A 19,477-nucleotide genomic window follows, 5' to 3' on the forward strand; every position below is an offset into this window, starting at 1 on the left:
CACGAAGGGCCAGGTGTACTGCTTCAGGCCCGGCGGGCGCGGGTCAGTTCGGCCCTGGCCAGCAGGCCGGTGCCCGAGGGGTAGGCCACTTCCTCCAGCACCAGCGGGTGCGGCGCGGCCAAAACAGACCGGGCATCGCGCTGGCGGGCGAGCAGCCGCTCGTGCAGCCATTCCGGCGCTTCGCGGCCGGCGCCCACGTACAGGGCCGAGCCCACCAGGGACCGCACCATGTTGTGGCAGAACGCGTCCGCCTGGACGGTGGTCACAATGACCCCGTCCGCACCGCGGGAAAACTCGAAGCGCTGCAGGTCCCGGATGGTGGTGGAGCCTTCCCGCGGCTTGCAGTACGAGCGGAAGTCCTGGAGCCCCAGCAGCAGCCCGGCGCCGGCGTTGAGCAGCCCGGTGTCCAGCGGCTCCTTGTGCCACAGCGTGGTGGACCGGCCAAGCGGGTCCCAGAGGGCGGGGCCGTCCGCGATCCGGTAGCTGTACCGGCGCCAGAGGGCGGAGAAGCGGGCGTCGAAACCTTCGGGGGCCACGGACACCCGGTGGACCTGGATCGCGCCGGCCAGGTCGCCCAGCCCCCGGCTGAGGGCGCCCCGGAGGCGGCGGAGCAGCGCCACCGCGGGATCCAGCCCGGCACCGCGGTTCAGGCCGAACCACTCGGCCTCAGCCAGGTCCAGGTGGACCACCTGGCCGCGGGCGTGGACGCCGGCGTCGGTCCGCCCGGCGACCGTCACCCGGACCGGACGCCGGATGAGCAGCTCCAGCGCCTCCTCCAGGACACCCTGCACCGTGCGAAGGCCCGGCTGGACGGCCCACCCGCTGAAGGGGCCGCCGTCGTACGCCAGATCAAGCCGGATACGCAGAAACCCGCCGCCCCCTTCAACGGGGGCCGCGGGTTTCTGGAGGTTCATAGACTTAAGTCTATGCGAAGGAATCAGCTGATTACTTCTCGTCCTTCTCGGACTTGGCAGCTTCCTCAGCGGCCGGAGCCTCTTCGGTTGCAGCTTCGGTCTCAGCAGCCTCAGCGGCCGGAGCCTCTTCGGTTTCGGCAGCTTCGGTCTCGGCGACCGGAGCGGCTTCAGCCTTCTCGGCATCCTTCTTCTCAGCATCGCGCTGGGCAGCGGAGGTAGCCTCGGCTACCACGGCCTGCTTGGCGGAAACCGGCTCGAGGACCAGTTCGATGACAGCCATGGGAGCGTTGTCGCCCTTGCGGTTGCCGATCTTGGTGATGCGGGTGTAGCCGCCGTCGCGGTTCTCCACTGCCTGTGCAATGTCGGTGAACAGCTCGTGGACGACGCCCTTGTTGCTGATCAGGCCGAGTACACGGCGGCGGGAAGCCAGGTCGCCACGCTTCGCGAAGGTCACCAGACGCTCGGCGTAGGGCTTCAGTCGCTTGGCCTTGGTCACCGTGGTGGTGATCCGCTTGTGCTCGAACAGTGCTGCGGACAGGTTCGCGAGCATAAGACGCTCGTGAGCCGCTCCGCCTCCGAGGCGCGGACCCTTAGCGGGGGTAGGCATAATAGTTTCTCCTCATATGGAAGCCGTTGGGCCGCGCACACCATGGTGCGTCAGCCCGCGGGCCAAGATCTGTTTGTTAGAGCTCGTCGTCGCTGAACGCGGCGTCGTCCTCTTCAATTGCTGCGGCGCGTGCTGCGAGGTCAAAACCGGGAGGCGAGTCCTTGAGGGACAGGCCCAGTTCAACCAGCTTTGCCTTGACCTCATCGATGGACTTCGCACCGAAGTTACGGATGTCCATGAGGTCGGCCTCGGAGCGGGCCACGAGTTCACCCACGGTGTGGATGCCCTCACGCTTGAGGCAGTTGTAGGAACGGACGGTGAGGTCCAGATCCTCGATCGGCAGGGCCATGTCTGCTGCCAGGGCAGCATCCGTCGGCGACGGGCCAATCTCGATACCTTCAGCTGCGGTGTTCAGCTCGCGGGCCAGACCGAACAGTTCCACCAGGGTGGTACCTGCCGAAGCAACGGCATCGCGCGGGGCGATGGCCTGCTTGGTCTCGACGTCGACAATGAGCTTGTCGAAGTCGGTGCGCTGCTCAACACGGGTAGCTTCCACGCGGAAAGTAACCTTCAGGACCGGCGAGTAGATCGAGTCGACCGGGATGCGGCCGATCTCGGAATCGCCGGACTTGTTCTGAGCTGCCGAAACGTAGCCGCGGCCGCGCTCGATGGTCAGTTCGAGTTCGAACTTGCCCTTCGAGTTCAGCGTGGCAATGTGCAGATCCGGGTTGTGGAATTCGACGCCGGCCGGCGGAGCGATGTCCGCGGCGGTGACGACTCCCGGGCCCTGCTTGCGCAGGTAAGCAACAACCGGCTCGTCGTGCTCGGAGGAAACCGACAGGTTCTTGATGTTCAGGATGATCTCAGTGACATCTTCCTTGACACCCGGAACCGTGGTGAACTCGTGCAGCACGCCATCGATCCGGATGCTCGTGACAGAGGCACCGGGGATGGAGGAGAGCAGGGTACGGCGGAGGGAGTTTCCGAGGGTGTAACCGAAACCGGGTTCCAGCGGTTCAATGATGAAACGCGAACGGTTGTCGGAGACTACCTCTTCGGAGAGGGTGGGGCGCTGTGCAATGAGCACTTAGGTTTCCTTTCGGCGAGCATCCGCTATATGACGCAACACAGGTGGTGGAAAGATCGGTCTGAGGACTTAACGCGGCTGGGCTTGCCCGGACCGGTGAGGGTCCGGGCAAGCACCGGTGCGTGGAAAGCCTTAGACGCGGCGGCGCTTCGGCGGACGGCAGCCGTTGTGGGCGCTGGGGGTGACGTCCTGGATGGAGCCAACCTCGAGGCCAGCGGCCTGCAGCGAACGGATGGCCGTTTCGCGTCCCGAACCCGGGCCCTTGACGAATACGTCAACCTTGCGCATGCCGTGCTCCTGCGCACGCTTTGCGGCGGCTTCGGCGGCCATCTGGGCTGCGAACGGGGTGGACTTACGTGAGCCCTTGAACCCAACCTCACCGGACGAAGCCCAGGAGATGACAGCACCGCTCGGGTCCGTGATGGACACGATGGTGTTGTTAAAGGTGCTCTTGATGTGCGCCTGGCCCAGCGCGATATTCTTCTTGTCCTTCTTACGCGGCTTGCGAACCGCGCCACGAGTCTTCGGGGGCATTATTTCTCCTACAGAAAGTTATCGGGGGAAGACCGCTTTTAGCGGGTCTTCTTCTTGCCTGCGACGGTGCGCTTCGGGCCCTTGCGGGTACGAGCGTTGGTCTTCGTGCGCTGTCCGCGTACGGGCAGGCCCTTACGGTGGCGAATACCTTCGTAGCTGCCGATTTCAACCTTGCGGCGGATATCTGCTGCTACTTCGCGGCGAAGGTCACCCTCAACCTTGTAGTTGCCTTCAATGTAGTCACGCAGCTGGACGAGCTCGGCGTCGGACAGGTCCTTGACCCGAACGTCCGCGCTGATGCCGGTGGCAGCCAGGGTTTCGTGTGCACGGGTCTTGCCCACGCCGTAGATGTAAGTAAGCGCAATTTCCAACCGCTTTTCGCGGGGAATGTCTACGCCAGCGAGACGAGCCATAGTGGCAGTGCTCCTTGAATAAACCGGAGGTCGTAGGCAGTACACCCGCACATTCCGTACGGCCCCAGCCTCCGACCGGGGGTTAGCTGTCCGGACTCGTTGATGCTCAGTGTCCCAGATCAGCTTGTGCTGCCTTTATTTACTTGCGTGGGTTAGCAACCCAGGATTTCCCAAACGGGAAATTAGCCCTGGCGCTGCTTGTGGCGCGGGTTCTCGCAGATCACCATGACCCGGCCATTACGGCGGATCACTTTGCACTTTTCGCAGATCTGCTTGACGCTCGGCTTGACCTTCATGGCATTCCTTTGCGTGTTGCAGTTGGTCAGCTGGACCGGCCTTCAGCTGTTGCCCTGGCCGGCCAGTGTTTATTTGTAGCGGTAGACGATACGACCACGTGTCAGGTCGTACGGGCTCAGCTCCACCACTACCCGGTCCTCAGGGAGAATCCTGATGTAGTGCTGGCGCATCTTTCCAGAGATGTGTGCCAGAACGATGTGCTTGTTGGTCAGCTCAACGCGAAACATCGCGTTGGGCAGCGCCTCAGTCACAACGCCCTCGATCTCAATGACCCCGTCCTTCTTGGCCATACCCTCCGCTAACTGTCGTTTGCCGCAGCCCTCCGGTTTGCACCGGAAATCACCGCGGACGTTTTTTGATTGATTGGCTGTAGCCTCCCGGCCCACAAAAGGGCACAACAGGGCAGACAACCAACAGACAACACTACGCCATTACGGCCCGAATGTTAAATCCAGCCATCGTAGCGTACTCAGCGCCCGTACGCACCAAAATCGCCCGCAGGCGTGCTCACCGGCTCCGCGCACGCGATCCCGTCCAGGATGGCCAAGCGCACGACGTCGGCTGCCGCACTCTGCAGGGCGATGAGGCTTCCCTGCCGCGCGGCCTCACTGCTCCGGTCCAGCGCAACTCCCCCGGTCGCGAGGCAGAAGACCGTGTCGCCGTCGGCCAGGGTGTGGCTGGGGTTCAGTGCACGGGCCAGGCCGGCGTGGGCTGCCGACGCCGTGCGGTTGCATTCGGCCTTGTCCAGCACGGCATTCGTTGCGACGACCACCAGCGTGGTGTTTAGCGCGGGCGGCGCATCCGCAACCCTCCGCGTGCTCGCTCCTTCGTCCCCACCGGCGCCCTCGCCTCGCAAGCTCGGCCAGGGAACCCCGCCGTCGTGGCCCCAGCTTAGACGCACGCTGCCGGGTTCCGGCTGTGCCGCCCGCTCCTCGTCGGTACCCATCGGGGCACCCGCCGCCGATGCGCCAAAGGGCAGGCCCAGCGCGTTGACTACCGCTAGTGCGCCGACGACGACCGGGCCGTGCGGGGAGATGTTGTTGAGGGTGATGGAGGCGGTACCTAGGCCCCCTTTGTACTGCCCTCTGCCGATGAGTGCTCCGGTGCCGGCTCCTGTGTTGCCGCGTTCGACGTCGTGGCCTTCCTGGCGGGCTGCTGCGTCCGCGGTGGCGGCGTAGCCCATGGCCTCGTCGGGGCGGGCGGCGAAGTCGCCGCCGCGGCCCAGGTCGAAGATCGCCGCCGCCGGCACAATCGGGACCACGCCGCCGGTGACGGGGAAGCCGCGGCCGTTCTCCTCGCACCAGCGCTGGGCGCCGTGGGCTGCGGCCAGGCCGTAGGCGCTACCGCCGGTGAGCACCACCGCGTCCACCAGACGGGTCAGGGTCGTCGGGTCCAGCGCGTCGGTCTCATGCGTTCCGGGGCCGCCGCCCCGGACATCAACGGAGCCCACGGTCCCGGCGGGCGGCAGCACCACTGTCACTCCGCTCAGCCACCCTCCCCCTGCCCGGCCGGCCTGGCCCACCCGCAGTCCCGGCACATCGGTAATCGCTGTCATGGCTCCATTGTGCGCCACGGCGGAAGCGCCCGGCTCCACCGACTTGACGAATCGCGCGCCGATGTCTTCGGCCCAAACAGGCGTTATGTAATACTTCATGCAACACAGAGTTAACGGGCAACGAAGCCTTGGACAACAACGCTCTACTGGGGTCTTGTGCGGGATTCTGCCCACCAGCCATGTGGTGAAGTGATAGCTAGGTATCCCCGCCCATCCGCCTGCCTACGGCAGGCTCGGACCCGTTAGAGACCTGAATGACGCGACAATTGACCGACCGGCCCCGCGCCGCCGTCGAGCCTCAACCGGCCCCGACGCCACGCGCCCGCTGGTCCGCCCGAACGCGCCGGGATTTCTTTGTCTTCCTGGCCCTTGCCCTCCCCAATCTGCTCCTCATCGGGGTGTTCACGTACCTTCCGCTCTTCAACAACATCTACTACTCCACCCTGAACTGGACCCTGGGCTCAGCCTCGGCCACGGTGGTGGGCTTCGACAACTACGTCACCTTCTTCACCAGTTCCGACGCCACCAAGGTCCTCGGCACCACCGCCGTCTTCACACTGATCACCGTGGGCGGCTCCATGGTGCTGGGCCTGCTGGTGGCCCTCGCGCTGAACTCGAAGATCCGCGGCACCACATTTGCGCGCTCAGCCGTGTTCGCCCCGTACGTCCTCAGCGGCGTCGGCGTCGGGCTGGTCTGGCTTTTCATCTTCGATCCCGGCTACGGGGTGCTCGCCTGGCTGCTGCGCGGCATCGGCCAGCAGAGCCCGCAGTGGATCAATGACCCGCAGCTGTCGCTGGTGATGGTCATCATCGTCTACGTCTGGAAGAACCTGGGCTACTGCGCCGTCGTCTACCTCGCCGGGCTGCAGTCGCTGCCGCAGGATGTGATGGAGGCGGCGTCGCTGGATGGCGCCAACGGCTTCCGGCGCTTTGTGAGCATGGCCCTGCCGCTGCTCTCCCCCACCACGTTCTTCCTGCTCATCACCACCATGCTGAGCTCGCTGCAGGCCTTCGACCTGATCCGGATCATGACGCCGCTCGGCAACGGGACGTCCACCCTGATCTACGAGGCCTACCTCCAGGCCTTCGGAGCGTTCAACCGGGCCGGCTACTCGGCCGCGATCTCCGTGATCCTGTTCGCCATCCTCCTCATCATCACCGTGCTGCAGTTGCGGTTCGTCGAACGGAAGGTGCACTACTCGTGAGCCTGCTCTCGCCCGTCAGCCCCGACCCCGCCGCCCACACCGGGCCCGCCTCGGACGCTTTCGACGCCGATCCCGGGATTCCGCCGCAGCGCCACCGGCCCTTCTCCCGGGCCAACCTGGTGCAGACGCTCGCCGGCGGTTACCTCCCGCTGATCGTTGCCACCCTTGTGGTGTTCCTGCCCCTGCTGTGGATGGTGCTGAGCTCCTTCAAACAGCCCGGCGAGATCATCACCATGGACCTGAAGATCCTGCCGGAGAGCCTGAACTTCGAGAACTACAACATCGCCATGACCACGGTGCCGTTCGCCCAGTTCTTCCTGAACAGCCTGATCGTCACCGGTGTGGGCGCCACCATCAAGGTCCTGCTGGCCATCCTGACGGCGTACGCCCTGGTGTTCGTCCGGTTCCCCTACAAGAACGTCATCTTCGTGCTGATCCTTGTGGCCCTGATGGTCCCGCCGCAGGTGTCCATCCTGCCCAACTACATCCTGATCGCGGGCATGGGCGGCAAGAACACCCTGTGGGGCATCATCCTCCCCGGCCTGGGCACGGCGTTCGGCACGTTCCTTCTGCGCCAGCACTTTATGACCCTTCCCGGCTCCATCCTGGAATCGGCGGAGATCGACGGCGCCGGCCACTGGCGCCGTCTGTGGCAGATCGTGGTGCCGGTCTCCGGCCCGTCGATCGCGACGGTGGCGCTGGTCGTCGTCGTGAGCGAATGGAACGACTACATCTGGCCGCTGATCATCACGGACCGGCCCGAGACCATGACGCTGCCGGTGGGCCTGACGCTGCTGCAGAACTCCGAGGGCAACGGATCCGGCTGGGGCATCCTGATGGCCGGCGCGGTGCTGGTGATCGTCCCCATCCTGCTGGTGTTCGCAGCCCTTCAGCGCTACATCGTGGCCGGCCTGACCCAGGGCAGCGTCACCGGGTGACCCGCCCGCCCATGCTTTCTTTCACCACCATTCAACGAGTCAGCACCATCGAGAGGATCCACCATGGCATTGAATCTTGACCGAAGGCATTTCCTGGGACTGGCGGGGGCCGGCGCCGGCGCGGCCGCCATCAGTGCCTGCGGAGGCCCGTCCACCGGAGCCCCCGCAGCCGCGACCGCGGCGGCGGACATCGACTTCAGCGGGGTCAAGCCCGCAGCCTCGATCGATTTCTGGTCCAACCACCCGGGCAAGTCCCAGGACGTGGAGAAGGCCATCATTGAGAAGTTCCACGCCAAGTTCCCGGACATCAAGGTCAACCTGGTCACCGCCGGGGCGAACTACGAGGAAATCGCCCAGAAGTTCCAGACCTCGCAGGCTGCGAAGTCGGGCCTGCCGGGCCTGGTGGTCCTCTCCGACGTCTGGTGGTTCCGGTACTACTCCAACGGCAACATCATCGCCCTGGACAGCCTGATCAAGCAGCTGGACATTAAGGTGGATGACTTCCAGAAGTCCCTCGTTGCCGACTACAAGTACGAGGACAAGCAATGGGCGCTCCCCTACGGACGGTCCACGCCGCTGTTCTACTACAACAAGGACCACTTCAAAGCCGCCGGGCTCCCGGACCGTGCCCCGAAGACGTGGCAGGAATTCGGCGAGTGGGCGCCCAAACTGCAGGCCAGCTCCGGCGCGCAGTACGCGTACATCTACCCGGCGCTGGCCGGCTACGCGGGCTGGACGCTGCAGAACAACCTGTGGGGCTGGGGCGGCAGCTGGTCCAACGAGTGGACGTTCAACTGCGACTCGGCGGAGTCGGTGGAGGCCCTGCAGTGGGCCCAGGATTCCATTTTCAAGGACAAGTGGGCGGGCGTTTCCTCCAAGGAAGCTGCCGATGACTTCGCCGCGGGCATCACGTCCGCGACGATTTCCTCCACGGGATCCCTGCTGGGCGTCCTGAAGTCCGCGAAGTTCAACGTGGGCGTCGGCTACCTGCCCGGCGGCCCGAAGAGCGAAAGCCCGGTGTGCCCCACCGGCGGCGCGGGCCTGGGCATCCCCAGCGGTGTCAGCAAGGAGGTGCAGCTCGCCGCCGCCACGTTCCTGAAGTTCATGACGGAACCGGAGAACACCGCGCAGTTCTCCGCCGCCACGGGCTACATGCCAACCCGTACCTCGGCCGACATGACCGCCGTCCTGGCTGCCACCCCGCAGATCAAGACGGCCATGGACCAGCTGGCCGTGACCCGCGTCCAGGACAACGCGCGTGTGTTCCTCCCGGGCGCGGACCAGGAGATGGCCAAGGCCGCCGCCGCGATCCTCACCCAGCAGGGTGACGTCAAGGCCACCATGACGGCGCTCAAGGCCACCCTGGAGGGGATCTACACCAAGGACGTGAAGCCGAAGCTCAAGAGCTGACGCACCCGCACACCCGGTGGCGTGACGACAAATCCCTGGCGACGCTGGTTTTTCCAGCATCGCCAGGGATTTCTCGTGTCACGGGGTATGTCGCTCGCCGTCGTCGGGCGCCTGCCGGCGCAGCTCCCGCGGCTGCAATTCTCCCTCGACGCGCCAAATACCTGACGCTGCAGTACTCCCGTGTCGTCAGCGTTTCTCAGCGTCGCCAGCAATACCGCGTGTCGCCTGGACCGAAGCGTGTCGCCCACGCAGGGCGCACAACGTCGCGTGTCGATGTCGGCGGGCGCGTCTAAGGGATCGGGACGGGGACGACGCCGAGCGGGGCCAGTTTGGCGGCTCCCCCGTCCGGGGCGGAGAGCACCCAGATGCCCTTCTCGTGGACTGCGACGGAGTGCTCCCACTGGCAGGACCGCTTGCCGTCCGTGGTCACCACGGTCCAGTCATCCTCCAGCACCGCGGTGTCGATGCTGCCGCGCACCAGCATCGGTTCGATGGCCAGGCACAGTCCCGGCCGGATCTTGGGACCGCGGTGGTTGGTGCGGTAGTTCGGCACGTCCGGTGCCATGTGCATCTCGGAACCGATTCCGTGGCCCACATAGTCCTCGAGGATGCCCAGGGGCTTGCCCGGCACGGAGGACACGTAGTCGTCAACGGCGTTGCCGATGTCACCGACGAATTTCCCCGTCGCCAGGGCCGCGATCCCGTGCCACATCGCAGCCTCGGTGACGTCGGAGAGGCGCTGGTCCTCGGGGTCGGCGGTCCCCACGATGACGGTGCGGGCGGAGTCCGAGTGCCAGCCGTCCAGGATGGCGCCGCCGTCGATCGAGAGGATGTCCCCGTCCTGCAGGACACGGCCGCCGGGGATCCCGTGCACCACTTCCTCGTTCACCGACGTGCAGATGGTGGCCGGGAAGCCGTGGTAGCCGAGGAAGTTGGACGTGGCGCCGGCGTCCTTGAGCACCGCAGCGAACACGGCGTCGAGCTCTGCCGTGGTCTTGCCCGGTGCCGCGGCCGCAACGGCAGCGTCGAGGGCACGGCTGAGAACCAGCCCGGCCTGGTGCATGGAGCGCATCTGCGCGTTGGTCTTGTATTCGATGCGTGGCTGGCCGAATGCCATCCGCAACTTCCTTTCGATGGAAATGCTTGTCAGTGGAACTGAGTCAGTGAAAAATGCCGCCCAGCTGCAGGGACGGCCAAACGGCTGAGGCCCCTCCCGGGATACCGGGAGGAGCCTCGAAGTGCAGGGGCCGATCAGGCCGACTGGGCCTCTTTGATGGCCTGCATGACGCGGTCGGTAACCTCGTCGATGCCGCCGATGCCATCAACGCGGGTCAGAATGCCGCGGTCAGCATACTTCGCCACCACAGCCTCCGTCTGGCCGTGGTACAGGTCGAGGCGGTGCCTGATGACGGCTTCGTTGTCGTCAGTGCGGCCCGTTTCCTTGGCCCGGCCCAGCAGGCGGGTGACCAGTTCCTCGTCGTCGGCCGTGAGCTGCAGGACGACGTCCAGCTTCTGGTCGCCGTCTGCGAGGATCCCGTCGAGGTAGTCCACCTGCGCAGTGGTGCGCGGGTAGCCGTCCAGGAGGAAGCCGTTCTCGACGTCGTCCTCGCCGAGGCGGTCGCGGACCATCTTGTTGGTCACGCTGTCCGGGACGAAGTCGCCGGCATCCATGTACTTCTTGGCTTCGATGCCCAGCGGCGTCTCACCCTTGACGTTGGCGCGGAAGATGTCCCCCGTGGAGATCGCAACGACGCCGAGGCGTTCGGAAATGCGCTCCGCCTGCGTCCCCTTGCCGGAACCGGGAGGTCCGATAATCAACATTCTCGTCATCGCAAAAGCCCTTCGTAGTGACGCTGCTGTAGCTGCGCATCAATCTGCTTGACGGTCTCCAAACCGACGCCGACCATGATCAGGATCGAGGTGCCACCGAACGGGAAGTTCTGGTTGGCGTTGATCAGGACCAGTGCGACGAGCGGGATCAGTGCCACAAAGCCCAGGTAGATGGCACCCGGGAGGGTGATCCTGGAAAGCACATACTGCAGGTAGTCCGCCGTCGGCTTGCCGGCACGGATACCCGGGATGAAGCCGCCGTACTTCTTCATGTTGTCAGAAACTTCTTCAGGGTTGAAAGTGACCGCAACATAGAAGTACGTGAAGAACACAATCATGGCGAAGTAGAGCGCCATGTAGATCGGCTGGTCACCGCGCACCAGGTGGTTGTTGATCCACTCCACCCAAGGGGCGATCGGCTCGCCGGGGGCGGGCTGGTTGAACTGCGAGATCAGGCCCGGCAGGTACAGCATCGAGGACGCGAAGATGACGGGCACGACGCCGGCCATGTTCACCTTGATGGGGATGTACGTGCTGGTGCCGCCCACGGTGCGGCGGCCGATCATGCGCTTGGCGTACTGCACCGGGATGCGGCGCTGGGACTGCTCCACGAAGACCACCGCGGCCACCGTCAGGAGACCGATGGCCAGGACCATAAAGAACGTGCCCGGGCCCTGCGAGGTCCAGATGGCGCCGAGCGAGCCGGGGAAGCTGGAAACGATCGAGGTGAAGATCAGCAGGGACATGCCGTTGCCGACGCCCTTTTCCGTCACGAGCTCGCCCATCCACATGATGAGGCCGGTACCGGCCGTCAGCGTGATGATGATGAGGATCGTGGTGACGATGCTGTCGTCCGGAATGATGGGCAGCTGGCAGTTCGGCAGCAGCTGGCCGGAGCGCGCCAGCGACACCAGCGTCGTGGCATTCAGCAGGCCGAGGGCGATGGTGAGGTACCGCGTGTACTGGGTCAGCTTGGACTGGCCCGCGGAGCCTTCCTCGTAGAGCTGCTGGAAGCGGGGAATGACCACGCGGAGCAGCTGGACGATGATGCTCGCCGTGATGTAGGGCATGATGCCCAGGGCAAAGACGGACACCTGCAGCAGCGCACCGCCACTGAACAGGTTGACGAGCTGGTAGATACCGCCCGAGGTCTGACCGCTCTGCAAGCATTGCTGGACATTCTGGTAGCTCACACCAGGCGAGGGGATGAAGGCACCCAAGCGGAAGATTGTGATGATTCCCAGCGTGAACAACAACTTGCGTCGCAGATCAGGCGTGCGAAAGGCCCGGCCGAATGCGCTAAGCAAGCGTCCTCCTGAGTAATAAGTAAAGTCGTGTGAGATAGGTCAAATAAACCCAACAACCGAGTCTAGCGGGTTCATGCGCCCTGCGAACAATCGCAGGGCCCTGAAAACAGAAAAACTCCCGGCACCGGGGGCCTGAGCCCCGGGTACCGGGAGTTTCCACAACGGGCATTTGCCCCGCCGCCTCGTTAGAGGGCGGTGGTGCTTCCGCCTGCTGCAGCAATCTTTTCTGCGGCGCTGGCCGAGAATGCGTGGGCGGTGACGTCAACCTTGACGGTGATGTCGCCGGTGCCCAGCACCTTGACGGGCTGGTTCTTGCGAACGGCACCCTTTTCGACCAGGTTCTCCACGGTGACTGCGCCACCTTCCGGGAACAGCTCGTTGAGCTTGTCCAGGTTTACAACCTGGAACTCAACCCGGAACGGGTTCTTGAAGCCGCGCAGCTTCGGCAGGCGCATGTGCAGCGGCAGCTGGCCGCCGGCAAAGCCAGCCTTGATCTGGTAGCGGGCCTTCGTACCCTTGGTACCGCGACCGGCGGTCTTACCCTTGGAACCTTCACCACGACCAACACGGGTCTTGGTGGTCTTGGCACCCGGGGCGGGACGCAGGTGGTGAACCTTCAGTGCGTTCTGCTTCTCAGCAGTGGCGCTCTGTGCCTTTTCGGCGGTTTTCTTCTCTGCCATTTACTTCGCCTCCTCTACCTTTACCAGGTGCGGAACCGTGTTGAGCATTCCAACGGTCACGGCGTCGGCGGTGCGGACAACGGTGTGTCCGATCCGCTTCAGGCCGAGGGACCGCAGGGTGTCGCGCTGGTTCTGCTTGCCGCCAATGGCGGACTTGATCTGAGTGATCTCCAACTTTGCGTCGGAGACAAGCACGTTCTTAGCCATGACTCAGACACCTGCCTTCTGGTTCAGGAGCTGCTTGACCATTGCCGGCGGGGCAACTTCGTCGAGCGCGAGGCCGCGGCGTGCTGCCACTGCTGCCGGCTCTTCGAGGCGCTTCAGCGCGTCAACGGTCGCGTGCACGATGTTGATGGCGTTGGAAGAACCGAGCGACTTGGAGAGGATGTCGTGGATGCCCACGCACTCCAGCACTGCACGGACCGGACCACCGGCGATAACACCGGTACCGGCGGACGCCGGGCGCAGCATGACGACGCCTGCGGCGGCTTCACCCTGAACACGGTGCGGGATGGTGCTGCCGATGCGGGGAACGCGGAAGAAGGACTTCTTGGCCTCTTCTACGCCCTTCGCGATGGCGGCAGGAACTTCCTTAGCCTTGCCGTAGCCAACGCCGACCATGCCGTTGCCGTCACCGACGACGACGAGGGCGGTGAAGCTGAAGCGACGACCACCCTTGACGACCTTGGAAACGCGGTTGATGGTTACGACGCGCTCTACGAACTGGCTCTTTTCGGCTTCGCGGCCACCGTCGCGGCCACCACGGCCACCACGGTCGCCACGGCCCTGGCCGCGGTCGCCACGCTCGCCACGACGAGCGCCACCACGGCGGTCATCAGTGGTAGCAGGCGCAGCGGTCTCAGTTGCCGGAGCAGCTACAGCTTCAGTCACCTGAATGTCCTTTTCGTTATTTTCGGTCACAGTGCCAGCCCACCTTCACGTGCGCCGTCAGCGACGGCGGCGATCCGGCCGTGGTACTTGTTACCACCGCGGTCGAAGACAACAGCTTCGATACCGGCAGCCTTGGCACGGCCGGCAACGATCTCGCCGACGCGCTTGGCCTTGGCGGTCTTGTCACCGTCGAATGCACGAAGGTCGGCTTCCAGGGTGGAGGCGCTTGCCAGCGTCAGGCCCTTGGTGTCATCGACAACCTGGACGAATACGTGGCGTGCGGAACGGTTGACGACCAGACGAGGACGTACAGCCGTACCGGAGATGCGCTTGCGGATACGAAGCTGGCGGCGGCTGCGCTGGGCAGACTTGCTCTTGTTCGTACGCTTCTTGTTAATTGCGATCGCCATGGTTACTTACCAGCCTTTCCGACCTTGCGGCGGATGACTTCGCCTGCGTAACGGATGCCCTTGCCCTTGTAGGGGTCCGGCTTCCGCAGCTTGCGAATGTTGGCAGCAACCTCGCCGACCTGCTGCTTGGAGATGCCTGAAACAGAGAGCTTGGTCGGGGTCTCTACTGCAAAGGTGATGCCGTTCGGTGCCGTGATGTTGACCGGGTGGCTGTAGCCCAGAGCGAACTCCAGGTCAGCGCCCTTGGCCTGAACGCGGTAACCGGTACCAACGATTTCAAGCTTCTTCTCGTAGCCTGCCGTGACACCCTGGATCATGTTGGCGATCAGGGTACGGGTCAGGCCGTGCAGCGAACGTGAGGCGCGCTCGTCGTTCGGGCGGGCGACAGTCAGGGTGCCATCTTCCAGGGTGACCTCGATCGGGCTGGCCACAGTGTGGGTCAGCTCGCCTTTGGAACCCTTGACGCTGACGACAGAGCCGTCAACCTTGACCTCAACGCCGGCAGGAACGGTGATGGGGAGACGTCCAATACGTGACATTATTCTCTTCCTTTCCCGTTACCAGACGTAAGCGAGGACTTCGCCGCCCACGCCCTTCTTGCCGGCCTGCTTGTCAGTCAGGAGGCCGGAAGAGGTGGACAGGATTGCGATACCCAGACCACCCAGCACGTGCGGCAGGTTGGTGGACTTTGCGTAAACGCGCAGTCCCGGCTTGGAAATACGACGAACGCCAGCGATGGAACGCTCGCGGTTCGGACCGAACTTGAGCTCGAGGGTCAGCTTCTTGCCGACTTCAGCGTCTTCTTCTTTCCAGGAGGCGATGTAACCTTCGGCCTTCAGGATGTCGGCAACGCGTGCCTTGAGCTTGCTGTACGGCATGGACACGGAATCGTGGTATGCCGAGTTTGCATTGCGCAGACGCGTGAGCATGTCTGCGACGGGATCTGTCATTGTCATGGTGGGCTCTTGCCCTTCCTCATAACGGTTTCCGCCGTACTGGACGCCGAACAGGGTTCGGGGCCGGCATGGACGGACCTTTTACGTAGCTAGATTAGTCTTCGGTCTTGAACGGGAAGCCCAGCGCCTTGAGCAGCGCACGGCCTTCGTCGTCGGTCTTGGCAGTGGTCACGACGGTGATGTCCATGCCGCGAACGCGGTCGATGGAATCCTGGTCGATCTCGTGGAACATAACCTGCTCGGTCAGACCGAAGGTGTAGTTGCCGTTGCCGTCGAACTGCTTGCCGCTGAGGCCCCGGAAGTCGCGGATACGCGGCAGTGCCAGCGTGACCAGACGGTCCAGGAATTCCCACATGCGGTCCCCACGCAGAGTTGCGTGTGCACCGATCGGCATGCCTTCGCGCAGCTTGAACTGTGCGATCGACTTGCGGGCCTTGGTTACCTGCGGCTTCTGGCCGGTGATCAGGGTCAGATCGCGGACAGCGCCGTCGATCAGCTTGGAGTCCTTGGCGGCATCTCCAACACCCATGTTCACAACGACCTTGACCAGACGGGGAACCTGGTTGACGTTCTCGTACTTGAATTCCTCAACGAGCGAGCTCTTGATGGAATCCGCGTACTTGGTCTTCAGACGAGGAACGATCTTGCTTGCCGGAGTCTCGAGAGTCTCAGTCATTAGATGTCCTTCCCTGAGCTCTTGGCCACGCGGACGCGCACTTCGCGCTTCACGCCATCGCGCTCAACGGTCTCGGTGCGAAAACCGACGCGGGTGGGCTTCTTGGTGGACGGGTCTACCAGGGCCACGTTGGAGATGTGGATCGAAGCCTCGACGACCTCGATGCCACCGGTCTTGGTGCCGCGCTGCGACTGACCGACCTTGGTGTGCTTGGTGACGCGGTTGATGCCTTCGACCAGCACGCGGTTGGTCTCGGGGAACACGCGCAGAACCTTGCCCTGCTTGCCACGGTCGCCGCCGCGCTCAGCCTTGGCGCCAGTGATGACCTGAACGAGGTCACCCTTTTTGATCTTAGCCATGGACTAAAGCACCTCCGGAGCCAGAGAAACAATCTTCATGAACTTCTTATCGCGAAGTTCACGACCAACCGGTCCGAAGATACGGGTACCACGGGGGTCACCGTCGTTCTTCAGGATCACAGCTGCGTTCTCGTCAAACTTGATGTAGGAACCATCCGCACGGCGGCGTTCCTTCTTGGTACGGACGATGACAGCCTTAACGACGTCGCCCTTCTTTACGTTGCCGCCCGGGATTGCGTCCTTGACGGTAGCGACGATGACGTCGCCGATGCCTGCGTAGCGACGGCCAGATCCACCGAGAACGCGAATGGTAAGGATTTCCTTAGCACCCGTGTTGTCGGCGACCTTGAGTCGCGACTCCTGCTGAATCACTATTTACTCCTTGCGTCGCGCTGGTTCTCAGACCGAAAATCTTCCTACGGAATGAGCCTTGCGGAACGGTTGATCGGGGTGTCTCTTGACCTGCCTGGATTTTGCCAGACCAGGCCTAAACTCCCGTGCCAAAAACATTTGCTTCCCAGGCGCACTGGGCGCGAGGGGGCACTATGCCGTGGCACGATTGTTTACGAGGTTGACGCACGGCGCACTGAAGGCGCCATACAAACTCAAAATCTTAGCACGTTTTGAGCCTCAACCAGAATCGGCCATTACCACAGTCGACGGCGTCACGCACGGCAGGCTCTCCCCGACGGCCGCAGCACTCCCCCGCAAACCCGGCCCGCCGGCGTCGTCCGTCCCGCAGGAGTCGTTAACGGAGCAGCCCCCGCTCCCAAACGGGAACGGGGGCTGCGATGCTGGTCTCCCCGAGGGGAAAACTGCAGGTGTTACTTGGCCTTCTCGATGATCTCCACCAGGCGCCACCGCTTGGTAGCGGAGAGCGGGCGGGTCTCGGCGAGGAGAACGAGGTCGCCGATGCCGGCGCTGTTCTCTTCGTCGTGAGCCTTGATCTTCGTGTTGCGGCGGATAACCTTGCCGTAGAGGGCGTGCTTCACACGGTCTTCGACCTGGACAACGATGGTCTTTTCCATCTTGTCCGAGACGACGTAGCCGCGCTTCGTCTTACGGTAACCGCGCTCGTCAGCCGTAGCTGCACCGGAAACAGTTTCCGTCACGTTCTCGTCCTTCTTAGTCACTTGGCGTCCTCCTCGGTTTCAACCGTCTCAGCCTTTTCGGCCTTCTTGGTTGCAGCCTTCTTGGACTTCTTCTCTTCCTTGGCTTCCACAACCGGTGCGGCAACCTCGGCACGAATGCCCAGCTCGCGCTCACGGAGAACGGTGTAGATGCGGGCGATGTCCTTCTTTACCGCGCGCAGACGACCGTGGTTCTCCAGCTGTCCGGTGGCGGACTGGAAACGCAGGTTGAACAGCTCTTCCTTGGCCTTGCGGAGTTCTTCAACGAGACGCTCGTTGTCGAAACCGTCCAGCTGTGCGGATGCAAGTTCCTTGGATCCTACTGCCATTTCTACTCACCACCTTCGCGACGCACAATGCGTGCCTTCAACGGCAGCTTGTGGATTGCCAGGCGCAGTGCCTCGCGAGCTACCTCTTCACTGACACCGGAGAGTTCGAAGAGAACCCGGCCCGGCTTGACGTTTGAGACCCACCATTCCGGAGAACCCTTACCGGAACCCATGCGGGTTTCGGCAGGCTTCTTCGTCAGCGGACGGTCCGGGTAGATGTTGATCCAGACCTTGCCGCCACGCTTGATGTGGCGGGTCATCGCGATACGGGCAGATTCGATCTGACGGTTGGTGACGTATGCCGGGCTCAGAGCCTGGATACCCCATTCACCGAACGAGACCTGGGTGCCGCCCGTAGCAGCGCCGGAACGACCCGGGTGGTGCTGCTTACGGTGCTTGACTCGACGTGGGATAAGCATTTAAGCCTGTCCTCCTTCTGCTGCCTGTGCCGGTGCGGCAGAAGCTGCATCAGCCGCCGGAGCTTCGGCAGCAACGGGTGCAGCCTCAGCCGGGCGGTCGTTACGACGGCGGCGGTCACCACGGTCAGCGCCACCCGGGCGGCCCGGGCGGTCGCCGGCACGGCCACGGGACGGAGCAGCAGCTGCCTGCTGAGCCAGTTCCTTGGCGGTGACGTCACCCTTGTAGATCCAGACCTTCACGCCGATGCGGCCGAAGGTGGTCTTGGCCTCGTAGAAGCCGTAGTCGATGTTCGCGCGGAGGGTGTGCAGGGGCACACGGCCTTCGCGGTAGAACTCCGAGCGGGACATTTCAGCGCCGCCCAGTCGACCCGAGCAGGCGATACGGATGCCCTTGGCACCGGCACGCTGCGCGGACTGCATGGCCTTCTTCATCGCACGGCGGAACGCCACGCGGGAAGTCAGCTGCTCAGCAACGCCCTGGGCAACAAGCTGTGCTTCCATCTCGGGGTTTTTGACCTCGAGGATGTTCAGCTGGACCTGCTTGCCGGTGAGCTTCTCGAGCTCGCCGCGGATGCGGTCTGCTTCAGCGCCGCGGCGACCGATAACGATGCCCGGACGTGCCGTGTGGATATCCACGCGGACACGGTCGCGGGTGCGCTCGATTTCGACCTTGGCGATACCGGCGCGCTCCATGCCCGTGGACATGAGCTGGCGGATACGGATGTCTTCGCGAACGAAGTCCTTGTACCGCTGGCCGGCCTTGGTGCTGTCAGCAAACCAGTGCGATACGTGATCGGTGGTGATGCCGAGTCGGAACCCGTGCGGGTTTACTTTCTGTCCCACTTAGCGAGCCTCCTCTTTCTCCGGGGTAGCGACTACCACGGTGATGTGGCTCGTGCGCTTCTTGATCTGAAATGCACGACCCTGGGCACGCGGCTGGAACCGCTTCATGGTCGGGCCTTCATCAACAAACGCTTCGCTGATGATGAGGTCACCTTCGTCAAACGCCACGCCGTCGCGGTCCGCGAGGACCCGGGCGTTGGAGATTGCCGACTGAACTACCTTGAATACCGGCTCCGAAGCTGCCTGCGGGGCAAACTTCAGAATTGCCAGAGCCTCATTCGCTTGCTTACCACGAACAAGGTTGACGACGCGCCGGGCCTTCATAGGCGTTACGCGGATGTGACGCGCAATTGCCTTGGCTTCCATTGCTTTCCTTCTCTCGTCTTTGACGTAAGTGCAGGCGCCTAGCGGCGCTTGCCCTTACGGTCGTCCTTGACATGGCCGCGGAATGTCCGCGTGGGAGCGAATTCGCCGAGCTTGTGCCCGACCATCGACTCAGTGACAAACACCGGGATGTGCTTGCGTCCGTCGTGCACGGCGATCGTGTGGCCGAGCATGTCGGGGACGATCATCGAACGGCGGGACCAGGTCTTGATGACGTTCTTGGTGCCCTTTTCGTTTTCCCTGGCTACCTTCACAAAGAGGTGCTGGTCAACGAAAGGACCTTTTTTCAGGCTGCGTGGCATG

Annotated in this window: 29 protein-coding genes; 3 read left to right on the forward strand and 26 right to left on the reverse strand. The window is 63.6% G+C overall.

The annotated features are described in order from the left end of the window. Positions 1 to 23: 23 nt before the first annotated feature. The 8 genes from ACTWQD_RS05700 to ACTWQD_RS05735 form a co-directional block, all read right to left on the reverse strand. Positions 24 to 914, reverse strand: a complete 891-nt coding sequence (locus tag ACTWQD_RS05700) for a tRNA pseudouridine synthase A (protein ID WP_443195204.1) — start codon at positions 912 to 914, stop codon at positions 24 to 26. 31 nt (positions 915 to 945) lie between these two features. After that, positions 946 to 1,521: a 50S ribosomal protein L17 gene (gene rplQ / locus ACTWQD_RS05705; RefSeq protein WP_443195205.1), complete on the reverse strand. Its 576-nt coding sequence runs from the start codon at positions 1,519 to 1,521 to the stop codon at positions 946 to 948. 76 nt (positions 1,522 to 1,597) lie between these two features. Continuing rightward, positions 1,598 to 2,608: a DNA-directed RNA polymerase subunit alpha gene (locus ACTWQD_RS05710; protein WP_024366109.1), complete on the reverse strand. Its 1,011-nt coding sequence runs from the start codon at positions 2,606 to 2,608 to the stop codon at positions 1,598 to 1,600. Between the two features lie 132 nt (positions 2,609 to 2,740). After that, positions 2,741 to 3,142: a 30S ribosomal protein S11 gene (gene rpsK / locus ACTWQD_RS05715; protein ID WP_066436904.1), complete on the reverse strand. Its 402-nt coding sequence runs from the start codon at positions 3,140 to 3,142 to the stop codon at positions 2,741 to 2,743. Positions 3,143 to 3,180: 38 nt separating this feature from the next. Continuing rightward, a complete protein-coding gene (rpsM, locus tag ACTWQD_RS05720) occupies positions 3,181 to 3,555 on the reverse strand; it encodes a 30S ribosomal protein S13 (RefSeq protein ID WP_024366110.1) in 375 nt (124 codons plus the stop codon). 182 nt (positions 3,556 to 3,737) lie between these two features. Next, entirely contained in the window at positions 3,738 to 3,851 is a 114-nt protein-coding gene (gene rpmJ / locus ACTWQD_RS05725; RefSeq protein WP_009358722.1) for a 50S ribosomal protein L36, read from the reverse strand. Positions 3,852 to 3,920: 69 nt separating this feature from the next. Continuing rightward, positions 3,921 to 4,142, reverse strand: a complete 222-nt coding sequence (infA, locus tag ACTWQD_RS05730; RefSeq protein ID WP_009358723.1) for a translation initiation factor IF-1 — start codon at positions 4,140 to 4,142, stop codon at positions 3,921 to 3,923. A 179-nt stretch (positions 4,143 to 4,321) separates the two neighbouring features. Beyond that, a complete protein-coding gene (locus ACTWQD_RS05735; RefSeq protein WP_443195206.1) occupies positions 4,322 to 5,407 on the reverse strand; it encodes a P1 family peptidase in 1,086 nt (361 codons plus the stop codon). Between the two features lie 254 nt (positions 5,408 to 5,661). Between ACTWQD_RS05735 and ACTWQD_RS05740 the strand changes: the two genes are divergently transcribed. The 3 genes from ACTWQD_RS05740 (at position 5,662) to ACTWQD_RS05750 (ending at position 8,960) form a co-directional block, all read left to right on the forward strand. Continuing rightward, the gene (locus ACTWQD_RS05740) at positions 5,662 to 6,612 is read left to right on the forward strand and encodes a carbohydrate ABC transporter permease (protein ID WP_443195207.1); all 951 of its coding nucleotides are present in this window, start codon (positions 5,662 to 5,664) and stop codon (positions 6,610 to 6,612) included. After that, a complete protein-coding gene (locus ACTWQD_RS05745) occupies positions 6,609 to 7,550 on the forward strand; it encodes a carbohydrate ABC transporter permease (RefSeq protein ID WP_443195208.1) in 942 nt (313 codons plus the stop codon). The genes ACTWQD_RS05740 and ACTWQD_RS05745 overlap by 4 nt, the downstream gene beginning before the upstream one ends. Before the next feature lie 63 nt (positions 7,551 to 7,613). Further along, positions 7,614 to 8,960 carry an ABC transporter substrate-binding protein gene (locus ACTWQD_RS05750; protein ID WP_443195209.1) on the forward strand — a complete coding sequence of 449 codons (1,347 nt, stop codon included), beginning with the start codon at positions 7,614 to 7,616 and terminating at the stop codon, positions 8,958 to 8,960. Between the two features lie 289 nt (positions 8,961 to 9,249). Here the strand turns inward: ACTWQD_RS05750 and map are convergent, their stop codons facing one another. The 18 genes from map to rpsS form a co-directional block, all read right to left on the reverse strand. Beyond that, positions 9,250 to 10,077 carry a type I methionyl aminopeptidase gene (gene map, locus ACTWQD_RS05755; protein ID WP_443195210.1) on the reverse strand — a complete coding sequence of 276 codons (828 nt, stop codon included), beginning with the start codon at positions 10,075 to 10,077 and terminating at the stop codon, positions 9,250 to 9,252. A 134-nt stretch (positions 10,078 to 10,211) separates the two neighbouring features. After that, complete coding sequence (locus ACTWQD_RS05760) at positions 10,212 to 10,781, reverse strand: adenylate kinase (RefSeq protein ID WP_443195530.1); 570 nt, start codon at positions 10,779 to 10,781, stop codon at positions 10,212 to 10,214. A 5-nt stretch (positions 10,782 to 10,786) separates the two neighbouring features. Next, positions 10,787 to 12,097, reverse strand: a complete 1,311-nt coding sequence (secY, locus tag ACTWQD_RS05765; RefSeq protein WP_443195211.1) for a preprotein translocase subunit SecY — start codon at positions 12,095 to 12,097, stop codon at positions 10,787 to 10,789. A 185-nt stretch (positions 12,098 to 12,282) separates the two neighbouring features. Continuing rightward, entirely contained in the window at positions 12,283 to 12,777 is a 495-nt protein-coding gene (rplO, locus tag ACTWQD_RS05770; RefSeq protein WP_443195212.1) for a 50S ribosomal protein L15, read from the reverse strand. Continuing rightward, positions 12,778 to 12,984 carry a 50S ribosomal protein L30 gene (gene rpmD / locus ACTWQD_RS05775; RefSeq protein WP_018773676.1) on the reverse strand — a complete coding sequence of 69 codons (207 nt, stop codon included), beginning with the start codon at positions 12,982 to 12,984 and terminating at the stop codon, positions 12,778 to 12,780. Positions 12,985 to 12,987: 3 nt separating this feature from the next. Further along, entirely contained in the window at positions 12,988 to 13,668 is a 681-nt protein-coding gene (rpsE, locus tag ACTWQD_RS05780) for a 30S ribosomal protein S5 (RefSeq protein WP_443195213.1), read from the reverse strand. Positions 13,669 to 13,694: 26 nt separating this feature from the next. Further along, complete coding sequence (rplR, locus tag ACTWQD_RS05785) at positions 13,695 to 14,078, reverse strand: 50S ribosomal protein L18 (protein WP_443195214.1); 384 nt, start codon at positions 14,076 to 14,078, stop codon at positions 13,695 to 13,697. A 2-nt stretch (positions 14,079 to 14,080) separates the two neighbouring features. After that, positions 14,081 to 14,617 (reverse strand): 50S ribosomal protein L6, encoded by a 537-nt coding sequence (gene rplF, locus ACTWQD_RS05790; RefSeq protein ID WP_443195215.1) that lies wholly within the window; start codon positions 14,615 to 14,617, stop codon positions 14,081 to 14,083. Between the two features lie 18 nt (positions 14,618 to 14,635). Continuing rightward, a complete protein-coding gene (gene rpsH / locus ACTWQD_RS05795) occupies positions 14,636 to 15,034 on the reverse strand; it encodes a 30S ribosomal protein S8 (RefSeq protein WP_066436870.1) in 399 nt (132 codons plus the stop codon). Between the two features lie 94 nt (positions 15,035 to 15,128). After that, positions 15,129 to 15,710: a 50S ribosomal protein L5 gene (rplE, locus tag ACTWQD_RS05800; RefSeq protein WP_056425240.1), complete on the reverse strand. Its 582-nt coding sequence runs from the start codon at positions 15,708 to 15,710 to the stop codon at positions 15,129 to 15,131. After that, positions 15,710 to 16,069, reverse strand: coding sequence for a 50S ribosomal protein L24 (rplX, locus tag ACTWQD_RS05805; protein ID WP_066436866.1), 360 nt, complete (start codon positions 16,067 to 16,069; stop codon positions 15,710 to 15,712). Before rplX ends, rplE begins: the two co-directional genes overlap by 1 nt. A gap of 3 nt (positions 16,070 to 16,072) precedes the next feature. Beyond that, positions 16,073 to 16,441, reverse strand: coding sequence for a 50S ribosomal protein L14 (gene rplN / locus ACTWQD_RS05810; protein WP_003803789.1), 369 nt, complete (start codon positions 16,439 to 16,441; stop codon positions 16,073 to 16,075). A 452-nt stretch (positions 16,442 to 16,893) separates the two neighbouring features. Then, entirely contained in the window at positions 16,894 to 17,202 is a 309-nt protein-coding gene (gene rpsQ / locus ACTWQD_RS05815) for a 30S ribosomal protein S17 (RefSeq protein ID WP_082699340.1), read from the reverse strand. After that, complete coding sequence (rpmC, locus tag ACTWQD_RS05820) at positions 17,199 to 17,528, reverse strand: 50S ribosomal protein L29 (RefSeq protein WP_066436863.1); 330 nt, start codon at positions 17,526 to 17,528, stop codon at positions 17,199 to 17,201. Before rpmC ends, rpsQ begins: the two co-directional genes overlap by 4 nt. Positions 17,529 to 17,530: 2 nt before the next feature. Further along, the gene (rplP, locus tag ACTWQD_RS05825) at positions 17,531 to 17,947 is read right to left on the reverse strand and encodes a 50S ribosomal protein L16 (protein ID WP_018773668.1); all 417 of its coding nucleotides are present in this window, start codon (positions 17,945 to 17,947) and stop codon (positions 17,531 to 17,533) included. Beyond that, complete coding sequence (rpsC, locus tag ACTWQD_RS05830; RefSeq protein WP_066436859.1) at positions 17,948 to 18,790, reverse strand: 30S ribosomal protein S3; 843 nt, start codon at positions 18,788 to 18,790, stop codon at positions 17,948 to 17,950. After that, on the reverse strand, positions 18,791 to 19,156 hold the full coding sequence (gene rplV, locus ACTWQD_RS05835) for a 50S ribosomal protein L22 (RefSeq protein ID WP_003803798.1): 366 nt from the start codon (positions 19,154 to 19,156) through the stop codon (positions 18,791 to 18,793). 38 nt (positions 19,157 to 19,194) lie between these two features. Further along, the gene (rpsS, locus tag ACTWQD_RS05840; protein WP_018773666.1) at positions 19,195 to 19,476 is read right to left on the reverse strand and encodes a 30S ribosomal protein S19; all 282 of its coding nucleotides are present in this window, start codon (positions 19,474 to 19,476) and stop codon (positions 19,195 to 19,197) included. Position 19,477: the final 1 nt, after the last annotated feature.

Source organism: Pseudarthrobacter sp. 1C304 (assembly GCF_052245515.1).
Classification (GTDB): domain Bacteria; phylum Actinomycetota; class Actinomycetes; order Actinomycetales; family Micrococcaceae; genus Arthrobacter.

Coding starts and splice junctions, on each gene's coding strand:
- ACTWQD_RS05735 (WP_443195206.1), bottom strand. CDS start 5,407: ATGACAGCGATTACCGATGTGCCGGGACTGCGGGTGGGCCAGGCCGGC.
- rplP (WP_018773668.1), bottom strand. CDS start 17,947: ATGCTTATCCCACGTCGAGTCAAGCACCGTAAGCAGCACCACCCGGGT.
- ACTWQD_RS05740 (WP_443195207.1), top strand. CDS start 5,662: ATGACGCGACAATTGACCGACCGGCCCCGCGCCGCCGTCGAGCCTCAA.
- ACTWQD_RS05750 (WP_443195209.1), top strand. CDS start 7,614: ATGGCATTGAATCTTGACCGAAGGCATTTCCTGGGACTGGCGGGGGCC.
- rpsK (WP_066436904.1), bottom strand. CDS start 3,142: ATGCCCCCGAAGACTCGTGGCGCGGTTCGCAAGCCGCGTAAGAAGGAC.
- rpmJ (WP_009358722.1), bottom strand. CDS start 3,851: ATGAAGGTCAAGCCGAGCGTCAAGCAGATCTGCGAAAAGTGCAAAGTG.
- rpsS (WP_018773666.1), bottom strand. CDS start 19,476: ATGCCACGCAGCCTGAAAAAAGGTCCTTTCGTTGACCAGCACCTCTTT.
- rplO (WP_443195212.1), bottom strand. CDS start 12,777: ATGGCAGAGAAGAAAACCGCCGAAAAGGCACAGAGCGCCACTGCTGAG.
- rpsH (WP_066436870.1), bottom strand. CDS start 15,034: ATGACAATGACAGATCCCGTCGCAGACATGCTCACGCGTCTGCGCAAT.
- rplR (WP_443195214.1), bottom strand. CDS start 14,078: ATGGCGATCGCAATTAACAAGAAGCGTACGAACAAGAGCAAGTCTGCC.
- ACTWQD_RS05700 (WP_443195204.1), bottom strand. CDS start 914: ATGAACCTCCAGAAACCCGCGGCCCCCGTTGAAGGGGGCGGCGGGTTT.
- ACTWQD_RS05760 (WP_443195530.1), bottom strand. CDS start 10,781: ATGTTGATTATCGGACCTCCCGGTTCCGGCAAGGGGACGCAGGCGGAG.
- rpsM (WP_024366110.1), bottom strand. CDS start 3,555: ATGGCTCGTCTCGCTGGCGTAGACATTCCCCGCGAAAAGCGGTTGGAA.
- rplX (WP_066436866.1), bottom strand. CDS start 16,069: ATGGCTAAGATCAAAAAGGGTGACCTCGTTCAGGTCATCACTGGCGCC.
- rplV (WP_003803798.1), bottom strand. CDS start 19,156: ATGGAAGCCAAGGCAATTGCGCGTCACATCCGCGTAACGCCTATGAAG.
- map (WP_443195210.1), bottom strand. CDS start 10,077: ATGGCATTCGGCCAGCCACGCATCGAATACAAGACCAACGCGCAGATG.
- infA (WP_009358723.1), bottom strand. CDS start 4,142: ATGGCCAAGAAGGACGGGGTCATTGAGATCGAGGGCGTTGTGACTGAG.
- rplF (WP_443195215.1), bottom strand. CDS start 14,617: ATGTCACGTATTGGACGTCTCCCCATCACCGTTCCTGCCGGCGTTGAG.
- rplE (WP_056425240.1), bottom strand. CDS start 15,710: ATGACTGAGACTCTCGAGACTCCGGCAAGCAAGATCGTTCCTCGTCTG.
- rpmC (WP_066436863.1), bottom strand. CDS start 17,528: ATGGCAGTAGGATCCAAGGAACTTGCATCCGCACAGCTGGACGGTTTC.
- rpmD (WP_018773676.1), bottom strand. CDS start 12,984: ATGGCTAAGAACGTGCTTGTCTCCGACGCAAAGTTGGAGATCACTCAG.
- rplQ (WP_443195205.1), bottom strand. CDS start 1,521: ATGCCTACCCCCGCTAAGGGTCCGCGCCTCGGAGGCGGAGCGGCTCAC.